Genomic DNA, 25,953 nt, shown 5'->3' on the forward strand with positions numbered 1-25,953 from the left:
GAAGGTCGCGTGAAAAAGGATTCACGCGCCCTGCTTCAAGGTTTTGATTTTAAGCATGTCTTTGTCCCGAAACCGGGCCCACTTTCGGGAGACATGCCTTGATGGCGCGGATAAATGGCGAAGAAGAAAATCGAATCCGAATTCCGGCTTAGCCCGACACTGGCGCTCCGCCCCCTGGGCGCGAAGCACGCCCGGCGCGAATTGTCGGAAATCGCCGATGCCGCCGAGGAAGAAGGATTTTCCCGCCTCGCTGCGTTCCTTGCGGGCGAGGGGCCGCTGCAAGATTTACTGGCGGCCGTCTTCGACCTCTCGCCCTTCCTGCGCGATGTCGCCCGTCGCCGGCCGGAGATCCTCGACACGCTGTTCGATCAAACGATCGAAGCGCGGCTCGATGCCATCGGCGAGGCGGTCGGCGGCGCGGCCAAGGCGGAAGACGCTTCGGAAGGGAGCCTGATGATGGCGCTCAGGCAATGGAAGACCGAAGCGCATTTCCTGATCGCGCTGGCCGATCTGTCGGGCGAGGCGGAGGCTTCCGCGACGGTGCGCCGGCTCAGCGATCTTGCCGACGCCTGCACATGCGCCGCCGTCGATTTCCTGCTGCTCGACGCGAACCGGCAAGGCAAGCTCAAGCTGCCGCGTCCGGCGGAACCGGCAAGAGATTCTGGCTGGATCCTGCTCGGCATGGGCAAGCTCGGCGCGCATGAGCTGAATTTTTCCTCCGATATCGACCTCGTCGTCTTCTTCGATCCGGAGGCGCCGGCCGTGATCGATCCGCTCGACGCGACCGAGCTGTTCTCCAGGCTCACCCGCCGTCTCGTGCGCATCCTGCAGGACCGCACCGAGCACGGCTATGTCTTTCGCACCGATCTGAGGCTTCGCCCCGATCCGGGCTCGACGCCGCTGGCGATCCCCGTTGAGGCAGCGCTTCGCTATTACGAGGCGCGCGGCCAGAACTGGGAGCGCGCGGCCATGATAAAGGCGCGGCCGGTTGCCGGCGACCTTGCCGCGGGCGCCGCCTTCCTCAAGGAATTGCAGCCCTATGTCTGGCGCAAATACATGGACTATGCGGCGATCGCCGACGTGCATTCGATCAAGCGCCAGATCCATGCTCATAAGGGCCATGGCGAGATCGCGGTGAAGGGCCACAACGTCAAGCTCGGCCGCGGCGGCATCCGCGAGATCGAATTCTTCGTCCAGACCCAGCAGCTCATCGCCGGCGGCCGCTTCCCGGAGCTGCGCGGCCGCGAGACAGTGCCGATGCTCGCAGCGCTCGCGGCCCGCGGCTGGATCACCGCCGATGCGCGCGATGCGCTTACGCGGCAATACTGGTTTCTGCGCCGTGTCGAACACGCCATCCAGATGGTGGCCGACGAGCAGACGCACATCCTGCCGGACAGCGACGAGGAGCTCAAACGCATCGCGCTGATGCTGGGATTTGCCGGCGAGGCGGAATTCACGGCGGCGTTCCGCGCTTCGCTGCAGCAGGTCGAGCGCCACTATGCGGCGCTGTTTGAAACCGCTCCCGAACTCTCGGCCGGCGTCGGCAATCTGGTCTTCACCGGCGATGTCGACGATCCCGATACGCTGCAGACATTGCATAGCCTGGGCTTCCAGCGGCCGAGTGACATCTGCCGCGTCATTCGCGGCTGGCATTTTGGCCGCTATCGCGTCACCCAGTCGGCGGAGGCGCGCGAGAGGCTCACCGAGCTGACTCCGGCGCTGTTGAAGGCCTTCGGCCAGACGCGGCGCGCCGACGAGGCATTGATGCGCTTCGACGAGTTCCTCGCCGGGCTGCCGGCCGGCATCCAGCTTTTCTCGCTGCTGCAATCGAATCCGGCGCTGCTCAAGCTGATGGCGACCATCATGGGCGCGGCGCCACGGCTGGCGGCCATCATCACCCGACGCCCGCACGTCTTCGACGGCCTGCTCGACCCTGCGCTGCTCACCGAACTGCCGGACCGCGCCTATCTTTCGGCGCGGCTTGCCGCTTTCATCGAGGGCGACCGCGCCTATGAGGATGTGCTCGACCGCCTGCGCATCTTTGCCTCCGAGCAGAAATTTCTGATCGGCGTGCGCCTGCTTGCCGGCTCGATTGATCCCGCGCGCGCCGGCCGCGCCTTCTCCGATCTCGCCGATCTCACCATCGAGGCGGCGCTTAACGCGGTGATCGCCGAATTCGCGCTGCGCCATGGCAGGATCGGGGGCGGCAGGGTGGCCCTGCTCGGCATGGGCAAGCTCGGCAGCCGCGAGCTCACCGCGGGTTCCGATGTCGATCTCATCCTGCTCTACGATCATGACGGCGATGCCGAGGACTCCGACGGCGACAAGCCACTGGCGCCTTCGCACTACTACACCCGCATGACGCAGCGCCTGATCGCCGCCGTCTCGGCGCCGACCGCCGAAGGCGTGCTCTATGAGCTGGACCTGCGCCTACGTCCTTCCGGCAACAAGGGGCCGGTCGCCACCCATATCGACGCGTTCAAGAAATATCAGCGCCAGGACGCCTGGACCTGGGAGCACATGGCGCTGGCACGCGCCCGCGCCATCGGCGGCGACGTCGAGCTTTGCGCCGAACTCGAGACCGAAGTGGCGGCGGTTCTGGCGCAGCCGCGCGATGCCGCCAAGGTGAAAGCCGAGGCCTCGGACATGCGCGCGCTCATCGAGAAGGAGAAGCCGCCGCGCGACCTCTGGGACATCAAGCTGCTCCCCGGCGGGCTCATCGATCTCGAATTCATCGCCCAGGTCGCGGTCATCACCGGCAATGTCGAGCCCGGCCGCCGGGTGACGGCGACGGCGGACATTCTGGCGCGACTAGCCTCCGGTTTCGCGGGGGGCGATATCCGCGAAGAGCTTGGCGAAGCTTACAGGCTCTATCTGGCGCTGACCCAGATGATCAGGCTTTGCCTTACCGGCGAGTTCCAGCGCGACGATGTCCCGCCGGGGCTTTCGGACCTGCTTCTGGCGGTCACCGACCTGCCGGACTTCGCTGTGCTGGAAGCGCATCTTAAGGAGACGTCGCGGAAGGTCAGGAGAGATTTCGACCGTCTGCTTCGTGCGGGAGCGTCGACACCAACCGCATCGTCGCCATGAGATTCCCCGGGTGGCACATTAGCCACAGTTAATATTAATCGGCGATCCGGTCTTGCGCCATTGGCAGAGGTGTCCCGTAATGGGTCAATGGGTCTGGCACCGCAATTGCACGGTCAGCAATGCCGGGGTCAATCATCACCCCGACGAAGGGGGGCCTCGCCGCTTCGCAAATGGAGCGGCGGGTTCTTTTAACGGCTGACTTGAAAGCCCCCCAAATGGCCAAAACCTGGGGGCGCTGGGCAACTATGGATCTTCGGAAATTCTTGGTAGGCATGTTCGCAGCGTCATTCATGGTGGCGATCTGGGCTGACATGGAAACTGGTTCCGTCTGGACGGCGCTCGGGTGGGCAATGCTGGCCATGGTCATTCTGCAGGTCGGATATTTCGGTCTCGTCGTCGGCTTGGTCTATAGACGGCCATCGAAAGGCGCCGAGGCAAGCCCGGCGTCGGCAGCCGTAAACGATCTAAACCCCACTGGCTCAGTTTAGCGGCCCGACAGTTCGTTGGGGTGAGTTCGGTCGACCGCCGAGCCTGACCGGCGCGGCGGCAAGCCGGCTGAGTCAATCGTAATATTAGCAAATTTGCGATAAAACCCGGGAGCGGACGTTTTCTCGTGTTTTGGGCGGCACGGCGGGCGCTGGCCCGCCGGTGAACCGCTCTAACCTAATGCATGTCGCCCAAAAGTGCGCAGCGGTTTTGGGACAACGACATGCGTAAAAACAACAACCTAAAGCGCGCCGCATGAGGCCGTTCCGACGCGACGCGATTTAGGCCGCCGCCTTCACCGTAGGCGGTGCTTTCTTCAGCGGAATGCGCACCGATACGATGGTGCCGACGCCTTCGGTCGAGCGGATCTTCAGCGCGCCGCCCTGCAACTCGGCCAGCGAGCGCGAGATGGCGAGCCCGAGGCCCGAACCGGTGTGGTTCTTGGAGAACTGGTTCTGCACCTGCTCGAACGGCCGGCCGAGCTTGCTCAGCGCCTGCTTGGGAATGCCGCAGCCATTGTCCTCGATGGTGAGCAGCAGGGCGCCCGACGTGTTGCGCGCCCTGACCGTGATCTTGCCGCCCTGTCCGGTGAACTTCACCGCGTTGGAGAGCAGGTTGATGGCGATCTGCTTGATCGCGCGGCGGTCGGCGTAGAGCCGCATCGTATCGGCGATGCGCGTCTCGACATTGATCGACTTTTCCGCCGCCTGCAGCGAGATCACCCGCACCGTCTCCTTGATGAGCGGGCAGAGGTCGATCTCCTCGCGGTCGAGCGAGAACTGACCGGCTTCGATCTTCGACATGTCGAGTATGTCGTTGATGACGCCGAGCAAATATTTGCCGCTGCCGTTGATGTCGGTTGCGTATTCCTCGTAGCGCTCCGAGCCGAGCGGTCCGAACAGGCCCTGCTGCATCAGCTCGGAGAAGCCGATGATGGCGTTGAGCGGCGTGCGCAACTCATGCGACATGTTGGCGAGGAATTCCGACTTGGCGCGATTGGCCGCCTCGGCGCGCTCGGTTTCCTTCATGTATTTGCGGTTGAGCTCGACCAGTTCGCTGGCGCGTTCCTCTTCGGCGCGCCGGGCAAGGCTGAGGTCGTGGATCGTCGCCATCAGCCGGCGCTCGCTGTCGACCAGCTTTTCCTGATGCAGCTTGATCTGGGTGATGTCGGAGCCGACCGAGACGATGCCGCCGTCGCGGGTCCTAAGCTCGTTCACCTGCAGCCAGCGGCCGTCGGCAAGCTGGCGCTCGAGGGTAATGCCGCCATGTGGCCCGTTGGCATTGGCGAGCCTGCGCTCCGAAGCGAAGGCCAGCATCCGCTCCTCCACCGCGTCGCGAACGATGCCCGGCACGACGTCGCGGTCCGACAGCCCGTTGTCCTTCTGGAACTTCGAATTGCACATGATCAGCCGCTCGGCGGCGTCCCACAGCACGAAGGATTCGTTGATGTTCTCGATCGCGGTCCTGAGCCGCATGTCGGCCGCTTCCGAGCGCAGCGCCAGATGCCGCTGCTCGGTGACGTCGACGGCGATGCCGATCAGCTGGATCTCAGGCGCCTCCGGGTCGATCACCTGGGCGCGGGCGCGCATCCACACCCACTGCCCATCGGCATGGCGCATGCGAAAGACCTGGTCGATATGGTCTATCTCGCGTTCGACGATGCGGTTGGCGAGCTCGAACAGGTCGCCGTCTTCCGGGTGGATGATCTCGTCGACCTCGCCGAAGGAGAGCATCGTTTCGCAGGGCTCGTAGCCCAGCATGTCGTACATCGAACGCGACCAGTACATCTTGCCGCGCACCATGTCCCAGTCCCACAAGCCGCAGCGGCCGCGCACCAGCGCCATGTCGATGCGCTGATGCGCCTCGAGATAGATGCGGTCCGCCGCCTGGGCGCGCGCGGCCTGGCCGAAATAGGCGTAGAGGATGACGATCAGAACGCCCGCCGTCAGCACGAACAGCGTGACGTTGAGCGACATCGACTTGCGCCAGCTGTCGAACACCGCTTCCTGCGGCACCAGCACGGCGGCTGCATGTTTGCGGTCGCCGCTGAGGCTGACGGCCGCGAACCAGTCCTGTCCTGAGATGCTGACATCCATCACGCCGGCGCGGTCGCCGAACATGAACAGCGGCTGGCCGCCGAGCACCAGACTGTCGAGCGTGCGGCCCTGCCAGCCCGTCGACAGCGGCGAGACGGCGATGACCTTGAAGTTGGCGTCGGTGATGGCGAGCACATGGGCGCGGCTCATGGCGCCCTGGCGGCTGGTGTTTTCCAGGAGGCTTACGGCATTGGCGCCGGCAGAGCTTGGGTCCGCGGTGATCGCCTGCGCCATCTGGCCGGTGGCCAGCGCCAGCACCGCCTTGGCGTCGCGCTCTATCTCGTCATGCTCGTTCATCAGCGACAGGAAGCGCAATGCCGCGATGACGATCAGGAAAATGACGATCAGCGCCGGGATCGAACGGCGCAGAAAAGGCTCGGCGGCCAGGAGCCGCTGATAAGTGGGTTCGGCGATGAGGCGCGTATTGCCGGCAAGTCCATCGCTCCTTGCCTTGCGCCGCGCAAAAGCCTTCCCACCGGGCGCGCCCCACGCGTCCGCCTTGGCCATAAATGGCACTCCCCGATCTGCCGTATACTGGATGATCCGGATACGCCGCACGCCCGAATCGCCATTAAAGAATCAAAGCTGATTCGCCTTGTCCAGTGGCGCGGTCGAAAAAGATTAAAAGTTGATTGAAATCTGCTCTTTTTCCCTTCTCCCCTTGTGGGAGAAGGTGGATCGGCGCGCAGCGCCGAGACGGATGAGGGGTGTTCCAGCGGAGTGAGACGCTGGCTTTCCCTGGAGCACCCCTCATCCGTCGCCTGCGGCGACACCTTCTCCCACAAGGGGGGAAGGAAGAGCGCCCTAGGCCAGCGTCCGTTCCACTATGTCGCGCAGATCCGCCGACAGGTTTTCGGCCTTGGCCATATCGAGCAGCGCCTGCCTGGCTTTGGCTTGCCGCCCGGGCTCCAGCGAGCGCCAGGACCGCAGCGCCGTCGCCAGCCGTGCCGCCACTTGCGGGTTGCGCTTCTCGACCTCCAGCACCGTCTCGGCGAACAGGCGGTAGCCTTCGCCATCGGGGCGGTGGAAGCCGGTCTGATTGGCGCTGGAGAAGGTGCCGATCAGCGAACGCACCCGGTTCGGGTTGGCGATCGAGAAAGCCGGATGCCGCATGAGCTCGCGCACCTTCACGACGGTCTTCGCGCCGGGCACGCCGGCCTGGATCTGGAACCATTTGTCGAGCACCAGCGCGTCGCCGCGATAGCGGGCCTCGAAGGCGGCCAGCGCCTCTTCGGCTTCGGCCGTGCCAGAATGGCGATGCGCCAGCACGGCAAGCGCCGCGGCGCGGTCGGTCATGTTGGTGGCGGTATTGAAATGCCGCGCGGCGAGGGTGGCACCGCCCGGCAGCAGCGAAAGATAGTCGAGCAAGGTGTTGCGCAACGCCCTGCGTCCGGCGCTCGCCGCGTCCGGGCTGAACGAACCCCTGTCGGCAAGCCTCTCATAGAGCGTGGCGAAGGTCTCGCGGTTTGCCTCGGCGATCGTCCGCGCCAACGCTTCGCGCGCGGCGAATATGGCGTCGGGGTCGATGCCCCTGCCGATGTCGCGGGCAATGTCGGCTTCGCCCGGCAGCGCCAGCGCCAGCGCCCGGTAGGCCGGCTCGAGCGCCTCGTCGCCGGCGATCCTGCCGGCAAGCTCGCCGAGCCGTGCCGCAAAGACCGGCTCCTTGCCGCCGAGGATCTGGCGGAAGGCGGCGATCAGCGCGTCGGTCAAGAGCGTGTTGAACGCCTGCCAGCGCGAGAAGGCGTCGCTGTCATGCGCCGCGAGAAAGAACTGGTCGTCTGCTTTCTGCTGCACGGAAAGCGTGATCGGCGCCGAGAAGCCGCGGTTGAGCGACACCGAAGGCCGTTGCGAAACGCCGGAGAAGCGCACCGTGTGCCGGCGCTTGCGGATATGGATGACGCCGTCATCCACTGCCGCGCCCTCGACCGAGTCCCAAGCGACCGGCTTGCCGTCGGCGCCGACAAGTCCGAACGCAAGGGGAATATGCATCAGCCGCTTGCGGCTTTCCGACGGCGTCGGCGGCACCGACTGCTCGATCTCCAGGGTGAACTCCTTGGCCGCCGCATTGTGCGCGGAGCTCACCGTCAGGTTCGGCGTGCCGGCCTGATGGTACCAGAGCGCGAATTGCGCCAGGTCGCGTCCCGAGACGTCCTCGAAGACTTTCAAAAAATCCTCGATCGTCGCTGCCTCGCCGTCATGCCGCTTGAAATAGAGGTCCATGCCAGCGCGGAAGGTTTCCGGCCCGAGGATGGTGCGGATCATGCGCACCACTTCCGAACCCTTCTCGTAGACGGTCGCCGTGTAGAAGTTGTTGATCTCGCGGTAGCGCCGCGGCCTGACCGGATGCGCCAGCGGCCCCTGGTCTTCCGGGAACTGGTGCGCGCGCAGCGTGCGCACCTCGGCGATGCGCTTGACCGCCCGCGAGCGCTGGTCGGCGGAGAATTCATGATCGCGGTAAACCGTCAGCCCTTCCTTCAGGCAGAGCTGGAACCAGTCGCGGCAAGTGATTCTGTTGCCAGTCCAATTGTGGAAATACTCATGCGCGATGATCGCCTCGATATTGGCGAAGTCGGCATCCGTCGCGGTCTCCTCGTCGGCCAGCACATATTTGTCGTTGAAGACATTTAGGCCTTTGTTCTCCATGGCGCCCATGTTGAAGTCCGACACGGCGACGATGTTGAAGACGTCAAGATCGTATTCGCGGCCGAAGGCCTCCTCGTCCCATTTCATCGAGCGCTTCAGCGCATCCATCGCATAGCCGGCGAGCCGCTCCTTGCCTGGCTCCACATAGATGCCGAGCTCGACCTCGCGGCCGGACATGGTGGTGAAGCTGCCAGCCACCTTGCCCAGCGCCCCCGCAACCAGCGCAAAGAGATAGGAGGGTTTGGGGAAAGGGTCGTGCCAGATCGCATAGTGCCGGCCATTGGCGAGCGCGCCGCGTTCGACGGGATTGCCGTTTGAAAGCAGCAACGCAGCCTCGTTGTGCGTTGCCTCGACGCGCACGGTGTAGACCGACAGGATATCCGGACGGTCGAGGAAATAGGTGATGCGGCGAAAGCCCTCGGCCTCGCATTGGGTGCAATAGACATTGTTGGAACGGTAGAGTCCCATCAGCGCCTCATTGCGCGAAGGTGCGATCTCCGTCTCCAGGCGAAGCTCGAAGCGCGCCGCCGCCGGGGGCTTCAGGATCGTCAACTTGTCCGGTGTCACCTCGTAGTCGCCAGCCGCGAGCGCTCGCCCATCTATCGCCACGCCGAGCAGCGTCAGCCCGTCGCCGTCGAGCACCAGCGGCGCCGAGGCGGCGACGCCCTCGCGCCGTTCGATGGTAAGCAGCGCTGTGACATGGGTCGCGTCCGGCGACAGGCGGAAGTCCAGGCTGGTCGTGGGGATGAGATAGTCGCTGGGGCGGTAGTCTTCGAGCTTGAAGACATGGCCGGTATCGGTGCGCATTCCTTGGACTTTTCCTGTCGATTGAGGGCGGACAGCCAGTCTGGCTGGTCCAAGAATTTTGAGGTGCGCGCTCTTTACACGAAACGGCCACTCGACAAAACTGCGCAGAGGCCTCATTTGCGGCTTCGTTTTCCGACCATCAACACGAGGCAAGATGACCGTCGATCACGCCGTCGGCCACGACACGCTGCGCGGCATCGCGCTGAAGATCGTCTCGGTGACGGTCTTCGTTGGCATGCAGACCTGCATCAAGGTGGCCGGCGACGTGCCCGCGGGGCAGATCGTCTTCTTCCGCTCCTTCTTCGCCATCTTCCCGATCATCGCCTTCCTGGCCTTCAAGAGAGAGCTCGCCACCGCATTCACCACGAAGCGGCCGTTCAACCACATCGCGCGCGGCGTGGTCGGCGTCGGCGCCATGGGGCTCGGCTTCTTCGCGCTGACCAGGTTGCCGCTGCCGGAGGCGATCACGCTGAACTACGCCCAGCCGCTGCTGGTCGTGGTTTTCTCCTCGATCTTCCTCGGCGAGACGATCCGCATCTATCGCTGGAGCGCGGTCGCGGTCGGCCTTGCCGGCGTGCTGATCATCTCCTGGCCCGAGCTGACTCTGCTCAACTCCGGCGAGGGCCTCGACGACCAGGAGGTGCTGGGCGTCATGGCCGCGCTCATCGCCGCGGCCATCTCGGCCGTCGCCATGCTTCTGGTGCGCAATCTCGTGCAGACGGAGAAGACGGCGACCATCGTGCTGTGGTTCTCCTCGACGGCGTCCGTGCTGTCGCTCTTCACGCTGCCCTTCGGCTGGCAGGCGCTGACGCCGATGCAGGCCGCGCTGCTTGTCTTCGCCGGCTTCTGCGGCGGGCTCGGCCAGATCCTGATGACGGCGGCCTACCGCCATGCCGAAGCCTCGGTCGTGGCGCCTTTCGAATACACCTCGATGATCCTCGGCGTCGTCGTCGGCTATCTGGTGTTCGGCGACGTGACGTCGCTCAACACCCTCGTCGGCGGCATGATCGTGGTCGCCGCCGGCATCTTCATCATCTGGCGCGAGCGGCAACTGGGCCTGGAGCGCACGCGCACCAGGACGGCCGCGCCGCCGCAGGGGTGAAGGCCTACGAAGCGGTGGCCCGCTCTTTCGCCAGCCGCACCAGCACTGCCCTTGTCTGCTCGTCGGCCGGGAAAAAGGATTCGATCGCCAGCTCAGACAGTGTGACGTCCAGCGGCGTGCCGAACACGGTGATGGTGCTGATGAAGGACAGCACCTGATCGCCATGCGCGAGCTTGAGCGGATGCACGATGCCGCTCGGTTCGACCGGCGCGGGCCGGCTGTTCTTCAGCCCGGACGGGTAGGTGCGCAGCTCGCGCTCCAGCTCGATCAGTACCGGGTCGCCGGTGGCGTCGTTCTGGTGCTTCAGCCGCTCCAGCAGATGTGCGCGCCACACCGTCAGGTTGACGATGCGCGGCGCAACGCCGCCCGGATGGAGGCTGAGCCTGAGCACGTTGACAGGCGGCGCGAGCAGCGACGCTTCGGAGATGTCAGCGAGGAACGGCGCAATCGCGGTGTTCGCAGAAACGAGGTTCCAGTGCCGGTCCACCGCCAGCGCCGGAAAGGGTTCGTGGCCCTTGAGCACGGTCTCGACCGCGGCGAACGCCGGCGCCAGCGTTGCATCGGTGAGCGGCTTCTCGCTGTAGCTCGGCGCGAAGCCCGCTGCGAGCAGGAGCTGGTTGCGCTGGCGGAGCGGAATCGCCAGTTGCTCGGCCAGATGCAGCACCATGTCGCGCGACGGCTGGGCGCGGCCGCTTTCGACGAAGGAGAGATGCCGCTGCGAGATGTCTGCTTCCATGGCAAGGTCGAGCTGGCTCATGCGCCGCCGCGTACGCCATTCGCGGATCAGGCTGCCGGCGGAAATGTCGGATGTGGTCATGGGGGATGAGTAGGGCGGCGAGGGGAGTAATTCAATTACCTGGGAGGTTATAGCTCCACCTTCTCCCGCAAGAGGAGAAGGGAAGAGCGCTCACGCCAACCCCCTCAGCTTCGCCTTCACCTCGAGAAAATCCCGCCACGCCAGTTTCTTGTGCGCCGGCGTCCTCAAGAGATAGGCCGGGTGCAGTGTCGGCATCGCCGGAATGGCGATCCCCGAAGCGGTCGTGTGCGCCCGCCAATTGCCGCGCAGGCGCAGGATCCCCTCGGTCGTGTTGAGCAGCGTCTTGGCCGACGGGCCGCCGAGATTGACCAGCACTTTTGGATTGACCAACTCGATCTGCCTTTCGATGAAGGGTCGGCAGATTTCGGTTTCGTGCGGCGTCGGCGTGCGGTTGCCCGGCGGCCGCCACGGAATGACATTGGCGATATAGGCCGAGTTGCGGTCGAGGCCGATCGCCGCCAGCATGCGGTCGAGCAGTCGGCCGGAGCGGCCGACAAAGGGCAGGCCTTCGAGGTCCTCGTCGCGGCCCGGCGCCTCGCCGACCAGCATCAGGTCGGCGTTCGGATTGCCGTCGGCGAAGACCAGGTTCTTCGCGGTGAATTTGAGGTTGCAGCCGTCGAAGGCGGCCATGTGCTGGCGCAACTCATCGAGCGTCGTCGCGCGGGCCGCAAGCTGCCGCGCCGCGGCCGCCTGTGCCTCGTCGGGGACGGCGGCGGCCGGCACGCGTGCCGGTGCGTCTGGAATATTGCTCGCGTCGAGGCCGGATAAGGGCGCCGGCGGGTTGGGTGTCTTAGCTGGTTCCGGAGTCCGCTCGGGTGTCGTTGGGCTCTCGGGCCTGGCTTCACGGCGCGGCGCGGCTGGCGCCCGCTCGGCCGGCCTGCGTTCGGCCGACTTCGCCGCCGCTTCGGCAAACCGGTTGATCGGCGCGTCCTCAAGCGCCTCGTCGACGCCGGCGCTGGCATAGAAGGCAAGCAGTTCGGCGATCTCGGCTGGTGTGCGGGGCGAGGCGGCAGTCATGGCGCCACCATCGTCCGCGCGGCCTCGATTTGCAACCGCGATCAGATCATCCCGTCGGTATGCGCGGGTCCTGCACGATGTAAAACGTCCAGCGCGGCGTGTAGTCGGTGATCAGGAAATCGAACGTCGCCGTCTTCAACGGGTCGACCTTGCCGTTCCTGAACAGAAGCTGGTCGTAAGGTTCGAACTTGCGTTCGAAATCGGCGAAGTTGCTCGACCAGATGTTGTCCGGCGTCTTGTTGCGCTGATCGAAGGACAGGCCATCGCCGAACACGCTTGGCTGGTCGAGGATTTCCTGCAGCTCGAACTGGAACTCCACCCAGGGCAGGGCGCTGTTGTTGAGCACGTCGATGCGCATGTACATCACGCCGTTGGCGACCTCGCCTGCCTTGCCGAACGGCTCGATCGGCTTGGTCGCGCGGATCGTCAGCGTCACCGGGGTCGCTGTGTTCAGTTCCTCCTTGATGATCAGCGGGTCTTCCTTGGTGCCGATGCCGGAAGCGCCTGTGATGCGGAAGCCGCCCAGCTCGTCGGAGAAGGAATAGGCGCCGGTGGTCCAGACCTTCACCGGATCCGCCTGCGCCTGCGCGGTCAAAAAGAGGAGCGGAAGAACCGCGCGCCAGGCCAAGCCTGGCGTGAAGAGTAAGCGCTTCGATGGAAAGCCGGACGGCTCTGGACTGCGCATGGCTTGAAGTATTGCCGATAACCAAGCCGCCGAACAATTAAAAACATGCCGTTACCGCCTGGCCTTCCAACCAAATGGCGCTGGCCTATGCTTGGCCATGGCCTGCGCGGCAGCCTTTTCGTAGGGAAAACCGCGACTTTTTGTCGAAATCGGCGTTGTCACGTCCACGCCGGTTTCGCGTCGCGAATTGATGCGCTATGCAGCGCATGAGCCAGCACAATGCGAGAATGCGGCAAGCTATAGAGGGGTCGATGAGCGAAATCGAACGCGAGAGCATGGAATTCGACGTGGTGATCGTCGGCGCAGGTCCCGCCGGCCTTGCCGCGGCTATCCGTCTGAAGCAGCTCAACGCCGATCTTTCCGTGGTCGTCCTGGAGAAGGGCGGCGAGGTCGGCGCGCATATCCTGTCCGGCGCGGTTGTCGATCCGATCGGCATCGACCGACTGCTGCCAGGCTGGCGCGAGGAGGGCGATCACCCGTTCAAGACCCCGGTCACCGACGATCATTTCCTGGTGCTTGGCCCCGCCGGCTCTTTCCGCCTGCCGAACTTCCTGATGCCGCCGCTGATGAACAATCACGGCAACTACATCGTCTCGCTCGGCAATGTCTGCCGCTGGCTGGCGACCAAGGCCGAGGCGCTGGGCGTCGAGATCTATCCGGGTTTCGCGGCGGCAAGCCTCGTCTACAACGAGGCCGGCGCCGTCACCGGCGTCATCACCGGCGACATGGGCGTCGAGAAGGACGGCACGCATGGCGCGGCCTACGCTCCGGGCATGGCGCTGATGGGCAAATATGTGCTGATCGGCGAGGGCGCACGCGGCTCTTTAGCCAAGCAGCTCATCGCCAAATACAAACTCTCGGAAGGCCGCGAACCCGGCAAATATGGCATCGGCCTCAAGGAACTTTGGCAGGTCAAGCCCGAGAACCACAAGCCGGGCCTCGTGCAGCATTCCTTCGGCTGGCCGCTCGACATGAAGACCGGCGGCGGCTCCTTCCTCTACCATCTGGAAGACAACCAGGTGGCGGTCGGCTTCGTCGTCCACCTCAACTACAAGAACCCCTATCTGTCGCCCTTCGAGGAGTTCCAGCGCTTCAAGACCCATCCGGCGATCGCCGGCACATTCCAGGGTGCCAAGCGCATCGGCTATGGCGCGCGCGCCATCACCGAGGGTGGCTGGCAGTCGGTGCCGAAGCTGTCCTTCCCGGGCGGCGTGCTGATGGGCTGTGCGGCGGGCTTCGTCAACGTTCCGCGCATCAAGGGTTCGCATAATGCGGTGCTGTCCGGCATGCTGGCGGCCGAGCATGTGGCCGAGGCGATCGCCGGCGGCCGCGCCAATGACGAGCTCGCTTCCTATGAAGACGCCTGGCGCGGCACCGACATCGGCAAGGACCTGAAGAAGGTCCGCAACGTCAAGCCGCTCTGGTCGCGCTTCGGCACCATCGTCGGCGTCGGCATCGGCGGCCTCGACATGTGGCTGAACACGCTGTTCGGCTTCTCGCCCTTCGGCACGCTGAAGCACGGCAAGGCCGACTACGCGACGCTCGAGCCGGCGGCGAAGCATCAGAAGATCGCCTATTCGAAGCCGGACGGCGTGCTGACCTTCGACCGTCTGTCCTCGGTGTTCCTGTCGAACACCAACCATGAGGAAAATGAGCCGGCCCATCTGATCGTCGGCGACATGGCGCTGCAGCAGCGCTCCGAGCACGACGTCTTCGCCGGTCCTTCGACCCGCTACTGCCCGGCCGGCGTCTATGAGTGGGTGGACAAGGACGGCAACGCCGCCGCCGATCCGTCGGCCAAAGACGTGCGCTTCGTCATCAACGCGCAGAACTGCGTGCACTGCAAGACCTGCGACATCAAGGATCCGAACCAGAACATCAACTGGGTACCGCCACAAGGCGGCGAGGGCCCGGTCTATCAGGGTATGTGAGCCGCGCTACGGGCCGGGCGTCTCGACCGCCGTTCGGCAACGTCCCGCGGTTCGGGCCGGCCCATAACGGCGTTTCAAGCGCTCAAGCTTGAAATTGCACCCGGCTTATAGTTCCTTCTCTGCGGATAGGGAGCAAATGGGCCATGCGCCTGGCGGTTCTTACATACCTCGTCGTGCTCGGCGGGCTGTGCGGCATCGCACCGGAGGCCGTGGCCGGCACCAAGGTGCTGGTCACGACGCGCAGCTATGACATCGCCGGCGCGACGGGGGCTGCCCTGGTCGAGGCGATGAACAGCAAAGGTCCCAAGCACGGCTTTATGACCCGCGCCATCGCCGACACCAGCTATGTGGTGAACTGGAAACTGGACGTGGATCGCGACGACGGCGTCTGCAGGTTGCGGGGCGCCGACGGAACGATGGAACTCACCTACACTTTTCCCCGTCTGGCTTCGCCGCCGACAGCTAGGCTCGAGCGGCGCTGGCGGCGCTTCCTCGCCGGTGTCCATGCTCACGAGCACCACCATGGCCGCATCGCCAAGGCCATGATGCGCGCCACCGACAAGTCCATTGCCGGCCTCGCGCTTGCCGACAATTGGTTCTGCAGCGCCACCCATCGCGAGGCCAGGCGCCGGATCGACGCCGTCTATGTGCAATATGAGGCCAAGCAGAACGCCTTCGACGCGCGTGAGCATCGCGACGGCGGCCATGTCGACCGGATGGCCCATGCGCTGATGGGGAGGAACTGAACTCCAGCCCGCTCGCCTGCCAGGCGGGCGTCAGCCTCGCGGCTTGCCGGGCCCTTCATTCGCCGCCAGCGCCGACTTGTGCTCGTCATCGGGCGCCTCGGGCCGCAGCGTGAATTCGACCAGCACGGGCAGATGGTCGGAGCCGGTATCCTCCAGTCGGGCCGAGGAGAGGATCGCCACCCCGCCCTTGCTGAACACCTGGTCGATCGGCAGGCCCGCGTAACGGCGCAGGAAATCAGGCAGCGTGCGGTGGATCCAGGTCGGGCCGGCCGACGGCATCAGCGTCATGCCGCCAAGCCGCGCCACCCGCCGCACCGCCGCGCTCCACGGCACGGCGTTGCAGTCGCCGGCCATGATGGCGGTTTCGCCGAGCGCGCCCAGCGGTTCCGCCAGTTCACCGATCTGCCAGTACTGCTCCTTCGGCCACGGCCAGCTCAGATGGATCGCTGCGACGTCGACCGGAACGCCGTTGAAATCGATCGTGGCGGTCGCCATCGCGCCGCGCGGCTCGCAACGCGGTCCGGTGCCGGCAGCGAAGGGACGGCGCGAAAGCAGCGCGACGCCGAATATGCCGTTGGGATAGTCGCAAAGGATGCGATAGGGATAAGCGCTGCCAATATAGCCAAGCTCCTTCGCCCACATGCCGGACACTTCGTCGAGCGTGATGACGTCCGGATTGGTCCGGCCGATCAGCGACAGCACCTTCTTCGGCGTCGGGTTGTTGAAGCGCAGGTTCATCTGCAGTAGGCTGTAGGTGATCCGGTCGGCCGGCTTTGCGATTGCCTGCTGCGTCGACAATCTGGGCAGCGCGCTCGTCGTTGTCGCGAAGCAGGCGATGGCGAAGACCAGCGCCGCGACGGCTTGCAGCCGGTAGGAACCGGCAAGCAGTACCAGCGCGAGCAAGGCCGTCAGCAGGCTCAGATGCATGCGGAAATGCGAGAAGGAATCGAAGGCCGGGTGCAGCGTGCCGAAGAACCCGGCCAGCAGCGCTGCCAAGCATGCCATCATCGCAAGGAATGTCAGCTGAGCCATCATGCTCAAGCGCGCACCGCCCGTTGTCATTTGCTCCGACCGCCCCAGCCTTCCATCCGGACCGCTTATCGGCCAAATTGCGGCCCAAGCAAGACGACCGATTGCCTCGCCAGCGGTTGGCCGGCACGCGCCTACTGGAACGCCGTTTCGGAAAAGCTTCTGAGCTTGCGCGAATGCAGCCGCTCCATCGGCATTTCGGCCAGCTTCTCCATCGCCCTGATGCCGATGGTGAGATGCTGCGCCACCTGCCGCTTGTAGAACTCGGTCGCCATGCCGGGCAGCTTCAGCTCGCCATGCAGCGGCTTGTCGGAGACGCACAGCAGCGTCCCGTAAGGCACGCGGAAGCGGAAGCCGTTGGCGGCGATGGTGGCCGATTCCATGTCGAGCGCGATGGCGCGCGACTGCGACAGGCGCTGCACCGGTCCGCGCTGGTCGCGCAGCTCCCAGTTGCGGTTGTCGATGGTGGCGACGGTGCCGGTTCGCATGATGCGCTTGAGATCGTAGCCGGAAAGCCCGGTCACTTCGGCGACCGCTTCCTGCAGCGCCACCTGGATTTCGGCCAGCGGCGGGATCGGCACCCAGACCGGCAGGTCGTCGTCCAGCACATGGTCCTCGCGCACATAGGCGTGGGCCAGCACGTAGTCGCCCAGCGCCTGCGTGTTGCGCAGGCCCGCGCAATGGCCGAGCATCACCCAGGCATGCGGACGAAGCACTGCGATATGGTCGGTGATCGTCTTGGCGTTGGAAGGGCCGACGCCGATATTGACCATGGTGATGCCGCCATGGCCGGGCTTCTTCAGGTGGTAGGCCGGCATCTGCGGCAGACGCTGCGGCGGTGTGCCTTCGGAGGCCGTTGCCCCGTTGCGGGTCACGACATTGCCGGGCTCGACGAACTCGACATAACCGCTGTCGCCATTGGCCATCAGCTCGCGGGCCCGCGCCACGAACTCGTCGATGTAGAACTGGTAGTTGGTGAACAGCACGAAGTTCTGGAAGTGCTGCGGGCTGGTCGCCGTGTAATGCGTCATGCGGTGCAGCGAATAATCGATCCGCTGCGCGGTGAACGGTGCCAGCGGCCTTGGCTCGCCGAACGCCACCTCGAAAGTGCCGTTGGCGATCTGGTCGTCGGTGCCGTCGAGATCCGGCACGTCGAACAGGTCGCGGATCGGCCGCTTTATGCGCTCGGCGTCTGCGCCGTCGACATAGGTGCCTTCCAGGAAGGCGAAATGCAGCGGGATGGGTGTCGTCGATTCCGCCACCGTCACCGTCACGCCGTGATTGCGCATGATGAGCCTCAACTGCTCGATGAGATAGTTCTCGAACAGTTGCGGCTGCGTGATCGTGGTGGCGAAGTGCCCCGGCGTCGGCATATGGCCATAGGCCTGGCGCGAGTCGACCTGGCTGAACGAGGTCGTGGTGACGCCGATCTGCGGATAGAAGGCCCGGTAGCGCTTGCTCTCGTCGCCGCCCGCGGCAAGCGCGGCGAAGGAATCGCGCAGGAATTTGGTGTTGCGGTCGTAGAGCGCCTGCAGCGCCGCGACGGCTCTTTTTGCGTCGTGGAAGCTCTGCTTGCCGAAGGGCTCCGGCATGACGACAGATTCGATGGCTTGGGGGTAGATTCGCTTTTCCATGGCTCAATATAGAGATTTGGAAGAGCGGTTGGGAGGGGTCGGCGGGGTGAACGGCAATCTAGGTCGAGATTTTTTGTCGCTCAGATTCAAGGTGTGTTGAGATTCAGGTCAGGCCGCGTTGAAAATGGTGGGTTCCGAGAACCGGCCTACGCCGGCCATAGCCTCCATAGAGCGGAGACACTTATGAGGGCTTCGGCCGGCGAAGGCCGGAGCGGAGCGTACTTTTCGTACGTGAGCACCGGAAGCGCAGGAAGCCGCCATTTGCAGACCGGCATCACCTGAATATCGGCACACCTTACCCGCGCTGCAGGCTGATCAGCAACACGAAGCCTAAGCCGGTGTTCTTTTGCGGCGGCGCTTCGATCGTGTTGCCCGTGCCGGCGCGCATCATCGGCACGGCCAGCACCGGGGCGGCGAGCAGCATCAGGATGAGCGTCGCCCGCGGCAGCAGCCTCAGGGTCTTCGTTGCGGTGGTGGTGAGGCGGTTCATTTTGGTGGTGTCCCGAATTTCAGCTTGGTCGCTTTCAGCTTTGTCGTTTCAGCGCTTCACTTGGTTCACGGAGCCGAGAATGAAGCCGTCGGCCGTTCCCACGAGCGGGTCGAGTGACCGGCCTCCGCCACCAGGATGGCGAAGAACATGCCGAACAGGCTCATCAGCAGGCAGACGATGGTGAAGCGGCGGGCAAGCATTTCTCTCTCCTTTAATGCGGGAGAGAATGCCGGAATGCCTCTGAACCGGTTCTGAGACCAGTATTCATCTGCGGTTCAAATTGATTGACGAGGTCTTGAACAGGTGTCGATGCCAGAGCGCGGCTCCGGGGGGCGCAGCCGCTCCAAAAGAAAACGGGGCCGTTCGGCCCCGTTTCGGATGGGTCTGGAATTGGCGATCAGAGCTTGTGCCAGGTCTGGCTCTTGCAGATCAAGCCGCCGAGCACGCAGCCGCTCATCTTGAGCGTCGTGCCCGTAAGCGTCGCCTTGCCGGAATAGGTCTTGTCGTTGGCCGGGTCGGTGATGTTGCCGGCATATTTGTTGTCGCCGGCCGCCTTCAGCGAGCCGATCGTCTTGCCGGCATATTTGCCCGTCTTGAGCGTGATGGAGAATGAGCCGCCGCCGCCGATCGTCGCCGTCTCGCCCGATTGCGTCTTCCAACTGCCTTCGATCGGGTCGGCCCACGCGGCACCCGCCATGATCAAGGTGGCCGCCAGGGCCAAGCTCATCTTTCGAAACATCTTGTCCACCTCCCTATGGGTCGTGGCGGGCTCCGGTCCGCCTTCCTGCCCCTTACGCAAAGGTAAAGCTAATCCAGCTCCCGCCAAAACAAAAGCGGTGCCGCGACGGAAGGTTGCAAGGATTTTCGTGGCCGCCATGGCCCGGAATAAACGAAACTCGAAAAGCGCTTCGGTTTCCGTGGTTAGCGAAGTCTTGATTCCGGGCTCGGCAATTTTCATCGAATTTGAAGCAAAATGGCTGAAACGCTGGATTCCCATGCTTAACGATTTTCCGCGTTTACCTCTTGTTTTAGCTTTGTTTTCCTCAAATTAAGCAAGCCATTTAACGACGGATTCAAGGCCAGCCGTCATCCTCGAAAGCATCGAAAGAGCAGCCCGCCCCGAGGGACACCAAGGGAAAAAGGAGGCGGCTCTCGGGAGCCAGACAGGGGATTGAAATGGCACGCTTTCAAATGCTCGAAGACGGCTTCGGCGCCATGGGGGCAACTGCCCAGGCCGACATTCTTTTCGAACTGGGCATGATGTATGCGACCGGCCGCGATTGCGAGACCGATGTCGTTGCCGCCCACAAATGGTTCAACATCGCCGCGATCAAGGGCTCGGCCCGCGCCGCCGAACTGCGCTCCGAGCTGTCGGCCACGATGTCGAAGGCTGACATCGCCAAGGCGCTGCGCGAAGCGCGCGAATGGATGACGATGCACTGATCCCGAGGATCGGTGCGAAGAGTTCAGGGAACAAGGCCGCAACAAGACGGCCGTTAGACAAGACCAAGAACGCGGCAGGCCAACAAGCCAGAGCCGCGCCGACCATGATCCCGAAAAGTGGGTCCGGTTTTCGGATGAGATCATGGTCCACTAGATACAGGGAAGCGAGCGGGTTTCGGGCGCGGGGGCGTCTGGAGAGCTCGACTGCAAAAGCCGCGACCGACCGAAACAAGGTCGGCGCGGCTTTTTGCATTACGCTTGGTAATCGGCCGTGTGGCCCAAGAAATCCCCGCCTAAATGAACCAAAACCTTCCGCATTGTGCTCTCGACAGTTTCGGCGAAGGGTGAAATTGTCCCGGCTCTGTGGAAGAAGCGCGGCCGGAGCGGCGCGCGCAAGTGGAGGAGTTCTTATAGTCATGAAAAAATTGGGTATTTTGAGCGCGGCCGCATTTGGCCTGATGATGAGCGCCCCGGTTGCCTTCGCCGACGACATCACCATTTCGGTGGTCGGCCCGATGACCGGCCAGCTCGCCACCATCGGTGACCAGTTCAAGCAGGGCGCGAAGGCTGCCGCCGACGCGATCAATGCCGCCGGCGGCGTCAACGGCTCCCAGATCAAGCTCGACATCGAGGACGACCAGTGCGATCCGAAGCAGGCGGTGTCGGTGGCCAACCGCATCGTAGCCAACGGCATCAAGTTCGTCGACGGCCATGCCTGCTCGGGCTCGAGCATTCCGGCCTCGGCCGTCTACGCCGAAGCCGGCACGCTGATGATGAGCCCGGCATCGTCCAACCCGGTGCTGACCGACGCCGCGGCCAAGTCCGGCTGGCCGACGATCATGCGCCTCTACACGCGCGACGACGCGCAGGGCGCCTTCATCGGCCCGTGGATCGCCAAGAAATACGCCGGCAAGAACGTTGTCGTCCTGCACGACAAGAGCGCCTACGGCCAGGGCGTTGCCGATGCCGTCAAGGCGACGATGAATGCCGGCGGTCTGAAGGAGGTCGATTATGAAGGCATCAATGCCGGCGAGAAGGACTATTCGGCCTTGGTCACCAAGCTGAAGGAACTGAAGGCCGACGTCGTCTATTTCGGCGGCTACCATCCCGAGGCTGGCCTGATCCTGCGCCAGGCGGCCGAGCAGAACGTCAAGTTCCAGCTGATCATGCCGGACTCGATCGCCTCGCCGGAATTCTGGCAGGTCGCCGGGCCGGCCGGTGAAGGCACCATGTTCGTCTTCCCGTCGGACCCGCAGGCCAAGCCCGAAGCGAAGGACGCCGTCGCCAAGATCAAGGCCGGCGGCTTCACGCCGGAAGGCTTCACGCTGTTCTCCTACGCCGTGATCCAGGCTGTCGCCGAGGGCGTCAAGCGCGCCGGCAGCGACGATCCGGCCAAGGTCGCCGAGGCGCTCAAGGACGGCAAGCCGATCAGCACCGTCGTCGGCGACGTCATCTTCGACGAGAAGGGCGACCTGAAGAACGCCAGCTACGACATCAACCAGTGGCACGACGGCAAATACGCGCCGATCAAGCCGTAAATTCGGTTAGGTAATTTATGAAGATGGCCGGGCTCGTCCCGGCCATTTTCGTTTTGGCGCGCGGGCTTGAGCGTATGGGTCGGCTCTCTACGGCGCCCCCCTCTGTCCCGTCGACGCTTTGGTGCTAGCTACCCTCTGTATCGGCGAACCGCACCAGCACCGTGCCGTCGCTGACCTGCGCGCCCTCGGTCGCGATTTCGGCGATCACGCCGTCATGCGGGGCGGCGATCATGTGCTCCATCTTCATCGCTTCGAGGATCAAGAGCGGCTGGCCCTTGATCACGGCATCGCCCGCCACGGCGCGCACCAGCTTGACAAGCCCCGGCATCGGCGCGCGCAGGCTGCCAGAGGCCGCTCCCGCCTCGTCGGCCTTGGCGAGCGGATCGGGAACCGTAAACGTATAGCCGACCGCACCCTCGAAGACGGTGACGTGGCCAGGCCAGCGGACGGCATGCGGCATGGTCCTCAGATCATGCGTGTTCACCGCATCGTGCGGAGCCTCCAGCGCCACCTGGAAGCGGCCGTCCGGTCGTGCCGAAACCCTGGCCAGGATGTTCTCCTCACGATAGTGCAGGCGGATGCGGCGCGCGAGCGCGTGGAAATGCGCATAGCCGGAAAGCGTGGACCATGGATCGGCCGCTGGACCCGGCGCACCGGCGTCCGTCGCGGCAAGCGCCGCGGCTGCGATCGTCTCGTCGCCCGGCGCGGGAATGGCGGTGAGCGCCTCCTGATGCCGGCCGATCAAACCGGTATCGACGTCGCCCGCCGCGAAATCGGCGTCGGCCGCGAGCGCCGCCAGGAAGGCGGTGTTGACGGTCGAGCCGGCCACTTCGGTCCGGGCAAGCGCCTCGCGCAGCGCGCCGAGCGCCGTGGTCCGGTCCTTGCCGTGCACCACCAGCTTGGCGATCATCGGATCATAGAAAGGCGAGATCGCGTCGCCGGCACGCACGCCGGTCTCGATGCGCATGGCGGCGCCTTCCGTCGCAGCGTCCGGGAATTTGAGATGATGCAGCGTGCCGGTCGCCGGCAGGAATCCCTTCGCGGCGTCCTCGGCATAGAGGCGCGCCTCGAAAGCGTGGCCGGCAAGCGCGATGTCGCCTTGCGTTTTCGGCAGTTTTTCGCCGGACGCGACGCGAAGCTGCCATTCGACCAGATCGACGCCGGTGACCATCTCGGTAACAGGGTGCTCGACCTGCAGCCGCGTGTTCATCTCCATGAACCAGAAGCGGTCGGCCTTGAGCCCCTGGGAGGCATCGACGATGAACTCGATCGTGCCGGCGCCCGAATAATTGATCGCCTTGGCGGCCTTCACGGCCGCCTCCGTCATTGCCTTGCGCAGCGCGGGCGTCATGCCCGGGGCGGGTGCCTCCTCGATCACCTTCTGATGGCGGCGCTGCGCCGAGCAGTCGCGTTCGTAGAGATGCACCGCATTGCCGAAATTGTCGCCGAACACCTGGACTTCGATATGACGCGGCTTGTCGACATATTTTTCCACCAGCACGCGATCGTCGCCGAACGCCGCTTTCGCTTCGCGCCGCGCTCCGGAAAGCGCTTCCGAGAAATCGTCGGGGTGGTCGACCCGCCGCATGCCCTTGCCGCCACCGCCGGCGCGCGCCTTGATCAGGACGGGGTAGCCGATCTCGCGCGCCTTGGAGGCAAGCAGCACGATCTCCTGCGCCTCGCCGTGATAACCCGGCACCACGGGCACGCCGGCCGTTTCCATCAGCCGCTTGGCGGCGTCCTTCAATCCCATGGCGCGGATCGAGGCGGCGGAAGGGCCGATGAAGACGAGGCCCGCCGCCGTCACCTGGTCGACGAAGTCGGGGTTTTCCGACAGGAAGCCGTAGCCGGGATGGATGGCTTCTGCGCCGGTGGCGAGTGCCGCCGCCACGATCTTGTCGCCGCGCAGATAGCTCTCGCCGACGGGTGACGGGCCGATCTGCACCGCCTCGTCGGCCATCTCGACATGCAGGGCCTTGGCGTCCGCATCGGAATAGACGGCCACGTTGCGCACGCCGAGCTTGCGGGCGGTGCGGATGACGCGGCAGGCAATCTCGCCGCGGTTGGCGATCAGGATCTTGCCGAACATGGAGCCTCCGCAGCTAGAGTGTGCTTCGCGGCAAGGGGGGCGCTGTCCCGCCGGCGCATTCGTTCAACATCATGGACCTCTCCCTTACCAAGGGAGTGCTCTACCGAGGTCATCTCTTGAGCAGCCTTTTTGGTCATCAAGGTCAGCCTTCACCAATGGCAGCAACGGCCCGCCGGTATAGCTCCGCCATTGGCTCATCGAAGCAGCAAAAGGTAACCGTATCAGGCGCTGCATTCTGTTGCAGGAAGCCGCTTACGGCGCCAACGGCGATTTCCGTCGCTTGATCTTTCGGATAGCCGTAGATGCCGGTCGAGATCGCCGGAAATGCCACCGTCCGACAGTCATGGCCGAGTGCGATTTCGAGCGAGCGCCGGTAGCAGGAGGCGAGCAGTTCGGCTTCGCCCTTGCCGCCGCCTTGCCAGACCGGCCCGACCGTGTGGATGACGTAGCGCGCCGGCAGCCGATAACCTTTGGTCAGCTTGGCATCGCCGGTCTTGCAGCCGTTGAGCATCCGGCATTCGGCGAGCAGCTCCGGCCCGGCGGCGCGGTGGATGGCGCCGTCGACCCCACCGCCGCCGAGCAGTGAGGAATTGGCGGCGTTGACGATGGCGTCCACCGAAAGCCTGGTGATGTCGCCGGTGTGGATGCGGATCCTGTCGCCAAGAGTGCTCATCGTCACATCCTGAACACGCCGAACTTCGTCTCCTCGACCCCGGCATTGAGTGCCGCCGAAAGGCTGAGCGCCAGCACCTCGCGCGTCCTGGCCGGATCGATGATGCCGTCGTCCCAGAGCCTTGCCGAGGAATAGAGCGGGTGGCCTTCATGCTCGTATTTCATCAGGATCGGCTTTCTGAACTTCGCTTCCTCCTCGGCGCTCCATTCACCGCCCTTGCGCTCGATGCCCTCGCGCTTGACCATGGCGAGCACGGTCGCCGCCTGCTCGCCGCCCATCACCGAGATGCGCGCGTTCGGCCACATCCACAGGAAACGGGGCGAATAGGCGCGGCCGCACATGCCGTAGTTGCCGGCGCCGAACGAGCCGCCGATGATCACGGTGAGCTTCGGCACCTTTGCTGTGGCGACCGCCATCACCAGCTTGGCGCCGTCCTTGGCGATGCCGCCGGCCTCGTATTTTCGCCCGACCATGAAGCCGGTGATGTTCTGCAAGAAGACCAGCGGAATGCCGCGCTGGCAGCAAAGCTCGATGAAATGCGCGCCCTTCAGGGCGCTTTCCGAGAACAGCACGCCATTGTTGCCGATGATGCCGACCGGCATGCCATGCAGATGCGCAAAGCCGGTGACCAGCGTGGTGCCGTAATTCTGCTTGAACTCGTCGAACTCCGAACCGTCGACCAGCCGCGCGATCACCTCGCGCACATCGTAGGGCTGGCGCAAATCCGTCGGCACGACGCCGTAAAGTTCCTGCGGATCGTAGAGCGGTCGAATCGACTTCTGCAGATCGAGACTTACGGCCTTGTGCCGATTCAGGTTCCTGATGATGCGCCGGCAAATGGCCAGGGCGTGTTCATCGTCCATGGCGTAGTGGTCGGCAACACCGGACAGCCTGGTGTGCACATCGGCGCCGCCGAGCTCCTCGGCGCTGACATCCTCGCCGGTGGCGGCCTTCACCAACGGCGGGCCGCCGAGAAAAATGGTCGCCTGGTTGCGCACCATGATCGTCTCGTCCGACATCGCCGGCACATAGGCGCCGCCGGCAGTGCAGGAGCCCATGACGCAGGCGATCTGCGGGATGCCGGCCGCCGACATGTTGGCCTGGTTGTAGAAGATGCGGCCGAAATGCTCGCGGTCGGGGAAGACCTCGTCCTGGTTTGGCAGGTTGGCGCCGCCGCTGTCGACCAGATAGATGCAGGGCAGGTTGTTCTGCAGCGCGATCTCCTGCGCCCTGAGATGCTTCTTCACCGTCAAAGGATAATAGGTGCCGCCCTTCACCGTGGCGTCGTTGACGACGACCATCACTTCCCGGCCCTCGACGCGGCCTACGCCGGTGATGATGCCGGCCGACGCAATGTCTTCGCCATACATCGACCAAGCCGCGAACTGGCCGACCTCGAGGAAGGGCGAGCCGGTGTCGAGCAGTTGCGCCAGCCGTTCGCGCGGCAAAAGCTTGCCGCGTGAGACGTGGCGTTCGCGGGCTTCATCGGAGCCGCCGCGCTCGACGCTTGCCGCCTTCTCGGCGATATCGGCGACCAGCGCCCGCATGCGCTCGGCATTGGCGCGGAAGGTGTCGGAGGAGGGGGAGATCTGAGAGGCGAGGGCGGGCATTGACGAACCTCAAATGGTATCATATTT

The 25,953-nt window shown here is 64.5% G+C and carries 20 protein-coding genes; 7 read left to right on the plus strand and 13 right to left on the minus strand.

The window, feature by feature from the left end; genetic code table 11:
- Positions 1-114: 114 nt before the first annotated feature.
- Together RFM52_RS23165 and RFM52_RS32970 are read left to right on the plus strand one after the other, a co-directional pair.
- Positions 115-3,090 carry a bifunctional [glutamine synthetase] adenylyltransferase/[glutamine synthetase]-adenylyl-L-tyrosine phosphorylase gene (locus RFM52_RS23165; protein ID WP_320294926.1) on the plus strand — a complete coding sequence of 992 codons (2,976 nt, stop codon included), beginning with the start codon at positions 115-117 and terminating at the stop codon, positions 3,088-3,090.
- 311 nt (positions 3,091-3,401) lie between these two features.
- The gene (locus tag RFM52_RS32970; RefSeq protein ID WP_488253812.1) at positions 3,402-3,578 is read left to right on the plus strand and encodes an exopolysaccharide production repressor protein; all 177 of its coding nucleotides are present in this window, start codon (positions 3,402-3,404) and stop codon (positions 3,576-3,578) included.
- Between the two features lie 279 nt (positions 3,579-3,857).
- On the opposite strand, the gene RFM52_RS23170 is transcribed toward RFM52_RS32970, so the two are convergent.
- Both RFM52_RS23170 and pepN read right to left on the minus strand, forming a co-directional pair.
- A complete protein-coding gene (locus tag RFM52_RS23170) occupies positions 3,858-6,179 on the minus strand; it encodes a PAS domain-containing sensor histidine kinase (RefSeq protein WP_320294927.1) in 2,322 nt (773 codons plus the stop codon).
- Positions 6,180-6,476: 297 nt separating this feature from the next.
- Positions 6,477-9,122, minus strand: a complete 2,646-nt coding sequence (gene pepN / locus RFM52_RS23175) for an aminopeptidase N (protein ID WP_320294928.1) — start codon at positions 9,120-9,122, stop codon at positions 6,477-6,479.
- A gap of 154 nt (positions 9,123-9,276) precedes the next feature.
- On the opposite strand from pepN, the gene RFM52_RS23180 reads away from it, so the two are divergent.
- Positions 9,277-10,224, plus strand: coding sequence for a DMT family transporter (locus RFM52_RS23180; RefSeq protein ID WP_320294929.1), 948 nt, complete (start codon positions 9,277-9,279; stop codon positions 10,222-10,224).
- A gap of 4 nt (positions 10,225-10,228) precedes the next feature.
- On the opposite strand, the gene RFM52_RS23185 is transcribed toward RFM52_RS23180, so the two are convergent.
- The 3 genes from RFM52_RS23185 to RFM52_RS23195 form a co-directional block, all read right to left on the minus strand.
- Entirely contained in the window at positions 10,229-11,041 is an 813-nt protein-coding gene (locus RFM52_RS23185; protein ID WP_320294930.1) for a helix-turn-helix domain-containing protein, read from the minus strand.
- Positions 11,042-11,131: 90 nt separating this feature from the next.
- Positions 11,132-12,058 carry a uracil-DNA glycosylase gene (locus RFM52_RS23190; protein WP_320294931.1) on the minus strand — a complete coding sequence of 309 codons (927 nt, stop codon included), beginning with the start codon at positions 12,056-12,058 and terminating at the stop codon, positions 11,132-11,134.
- A gap of 46 nt (positions 12,059-12,104) precedes the next feature.
- On the minus strand, positions 12,105-12,743 hold the full coding sequence (locus tag RFM52_RS23195) for a hypothetical protein (protein ID WP_320294932.1): 639 nt from the start codon (positions 12,741-12,743) through the stop codon (positions 12,105-12,107).
- A 251-nt stretch (positions 12,744-12,994) separates the two neighbouring features.
- On the opposite strand from RFM52_RS23195, the gene RFM52_RS23200 reads away from it, so the two are divergent.
- Positions 12,995-14,674 carry an electron transfer flavoprotein-ubiquinone oxidoreductase gene (locus RFM52_RS23200; protein ID WP_320294933.1) on the plus strand — a complete coding sequence of 560 codons (1,680 nt, stop codon included), beginning with the start codon at positions 12,995-12,997 and terminating at the stop codon, positions 14,672-14,674.
- A gap of 143 nt (positions 14,675-14,817) precedes the next feature.
- The gene (locus RFM52_RS23205; RefSeq protein ID WP_320294934.1) at positions 14,818-15,420 is read left to right on the plus strand and encodes a DUF922 domain-containing protein; all 603 of its coding nucleotides are present in this window, start codon (positions 14,818-14,820) and stop codon (positions 15,418-15,420) included.
- A gap of 30 nt (positions 15,421-15,450) precedes the next feature.
- Here the strand turns inward: RFM52_RS23205 and RFM52_RS23210 are convergent, their stop codons facing one another.
- From RFM52_RS23210 to RFM52_RS23230, 5 genes are all read right to left on the minus strand, one after another.
- A complete protein-coding gene (locus tag RFM52_RS23210) occupies positions 15,451-16,455 on the minus strand; it encodes an endonuclease/exonuclease/phosphatase family protein (RefSeq protein WP_320295040.1) in 1,005 nt (334 codons plus the stop codon).
- A gap of 128 nt (positions 16,456-16,583) precedes the next feature.
- Positions 16,584-18,041 carry an AMP nucleosidase gene (locus RFM52_RS23215; RefSeq protein ID WP_320294935.1) on the minus strand — a complete coding sequence of 486 codons (1,458 nt, stop codon included), beginning with the start codon at positions 18,039-18,041 and terminating at the stop codon, positions 16,584-16,586.
- 337 nt (positions 18,042-18,378) lie between these two features.
- A complete protein-coding gene (locus tag RFM52_RS23220; RefSeq protein WP_320294936.1) occupies positions 18,379-18,573 on the minus strand; it encodes a hypothetical protein in 195 nt (64 codons plus the stop codon).
- Positions 18,574-18,638: 65 nt separating this feature from the next.
- Complete coding sequence (locus tag RFM52_RS23225; protein ID WP_320294937.1) at positions 18,639-18,773, minus strand: hypothetical protein; 135 nt, start codon at positions 18,771-18,773, stop codon at positions 18,639-18,641.
- A 197-nt stretch (positions 18,774-18,970) separates the two neighbouring features.
- Positions 18,971-19,312, minus strand: coding sequence for a DUF2147 domain-containing protein (locus tag RFM52_RS23230; protein ID WP_140807574.1), 342 nt, complete (start codon positions 19,310-19,312; stop codon positions 18,971-18,973).
- 437 nt (positions 19,313-19,749) lie between these two features.
- Here RFM52_RS23230 and RFM52_RS23235 point away from each other — a divergent pair, with 437 nt between their 5' ends.
- Together RFM52_RS23235 and RFM52_RS23240 are read left to right on the plus strand one after the other, a co-directional pair.
- Positions 19,750-20,016, plus strand: coding sequence for an SEL1-like repeat protein (locus RFM52_RS23235; protein WP_320294938.1), 267 nt, complete (start codon positions 19,750-19,752; stop codon positions 20,014-20,016).
- A 416-nt stretch (positions 20,017-20,432) separates the two neighbouring features.
- Entirely contained in the window at positions 20,433-21,554 is a 1,122-nt protein-coding gene (locus RFM52_RS23240) for an ABC transporter substrate-binding protein (RefSeq protein WP_320294939.1), read from the plus strand.
- 124 nt (positions 21,555-21,678) lie between these two features.
- On the opposite strand, the gene RFM52_RS23245 is transcribed toward RFM52_RS23240, so the two are convergent.
- The 3 genes from RFM52_RS23245 to RFM52_RS23255 all read right to left on the minus strand — a co-directional run bounded on the left by RFM52_RS23245 (position 21,679) and on the right by RFM52_RS23255 (position 25,926).
- Entirely contained in the window at positions 21,679-23,643 is a 1,965-nt protein-coding gene (locus tag RFM52_RS23245; RefSeq protein WP_320294940.1) for an acetyl/propionyl/methylcrotonyl-CoA carboxylase subunit alpha, read from the minus strand.
- A 142-nt stretch (positions 23,644-23,785) separates the two neighbouring features.
- Positions 23,786-24,316 (minus strand): O-acetyl-ADP-ribose deacetylase, encoded by a 531-nt coding sequence (locus tag RFM52_RS23250; protein WP_320294941.1) that lies wholly within the window; start codon positions 24,314-24,316, stop codon positions 23,786-23,788.
- Positions 24,317-24,318: 2 nt separating this feature from the next.
- Positions 24,319-25,926, minus strand: a complete 1,608-nt coding sequence (locus RFM52_RS23255) for a carboxyl transferase domain-containing protein (RefSeq protein WP_320294942.1) — start codon at positions 25,924-25,926, stop codon at positions 24,319-24,321.
- Positions 25,927-25,953: the final 27 nt, after the last annotated feature.

The sequence above is a fragment of the Mesorhizobium humile genome (assembly GCF_033977215.1).
GTDB lineage: Bacteria > Pseudomonadota > Alphaproteobacteria > Rhizobiales > Rhizobiaceae > Mesorhizobium > Mesorhizobium humile.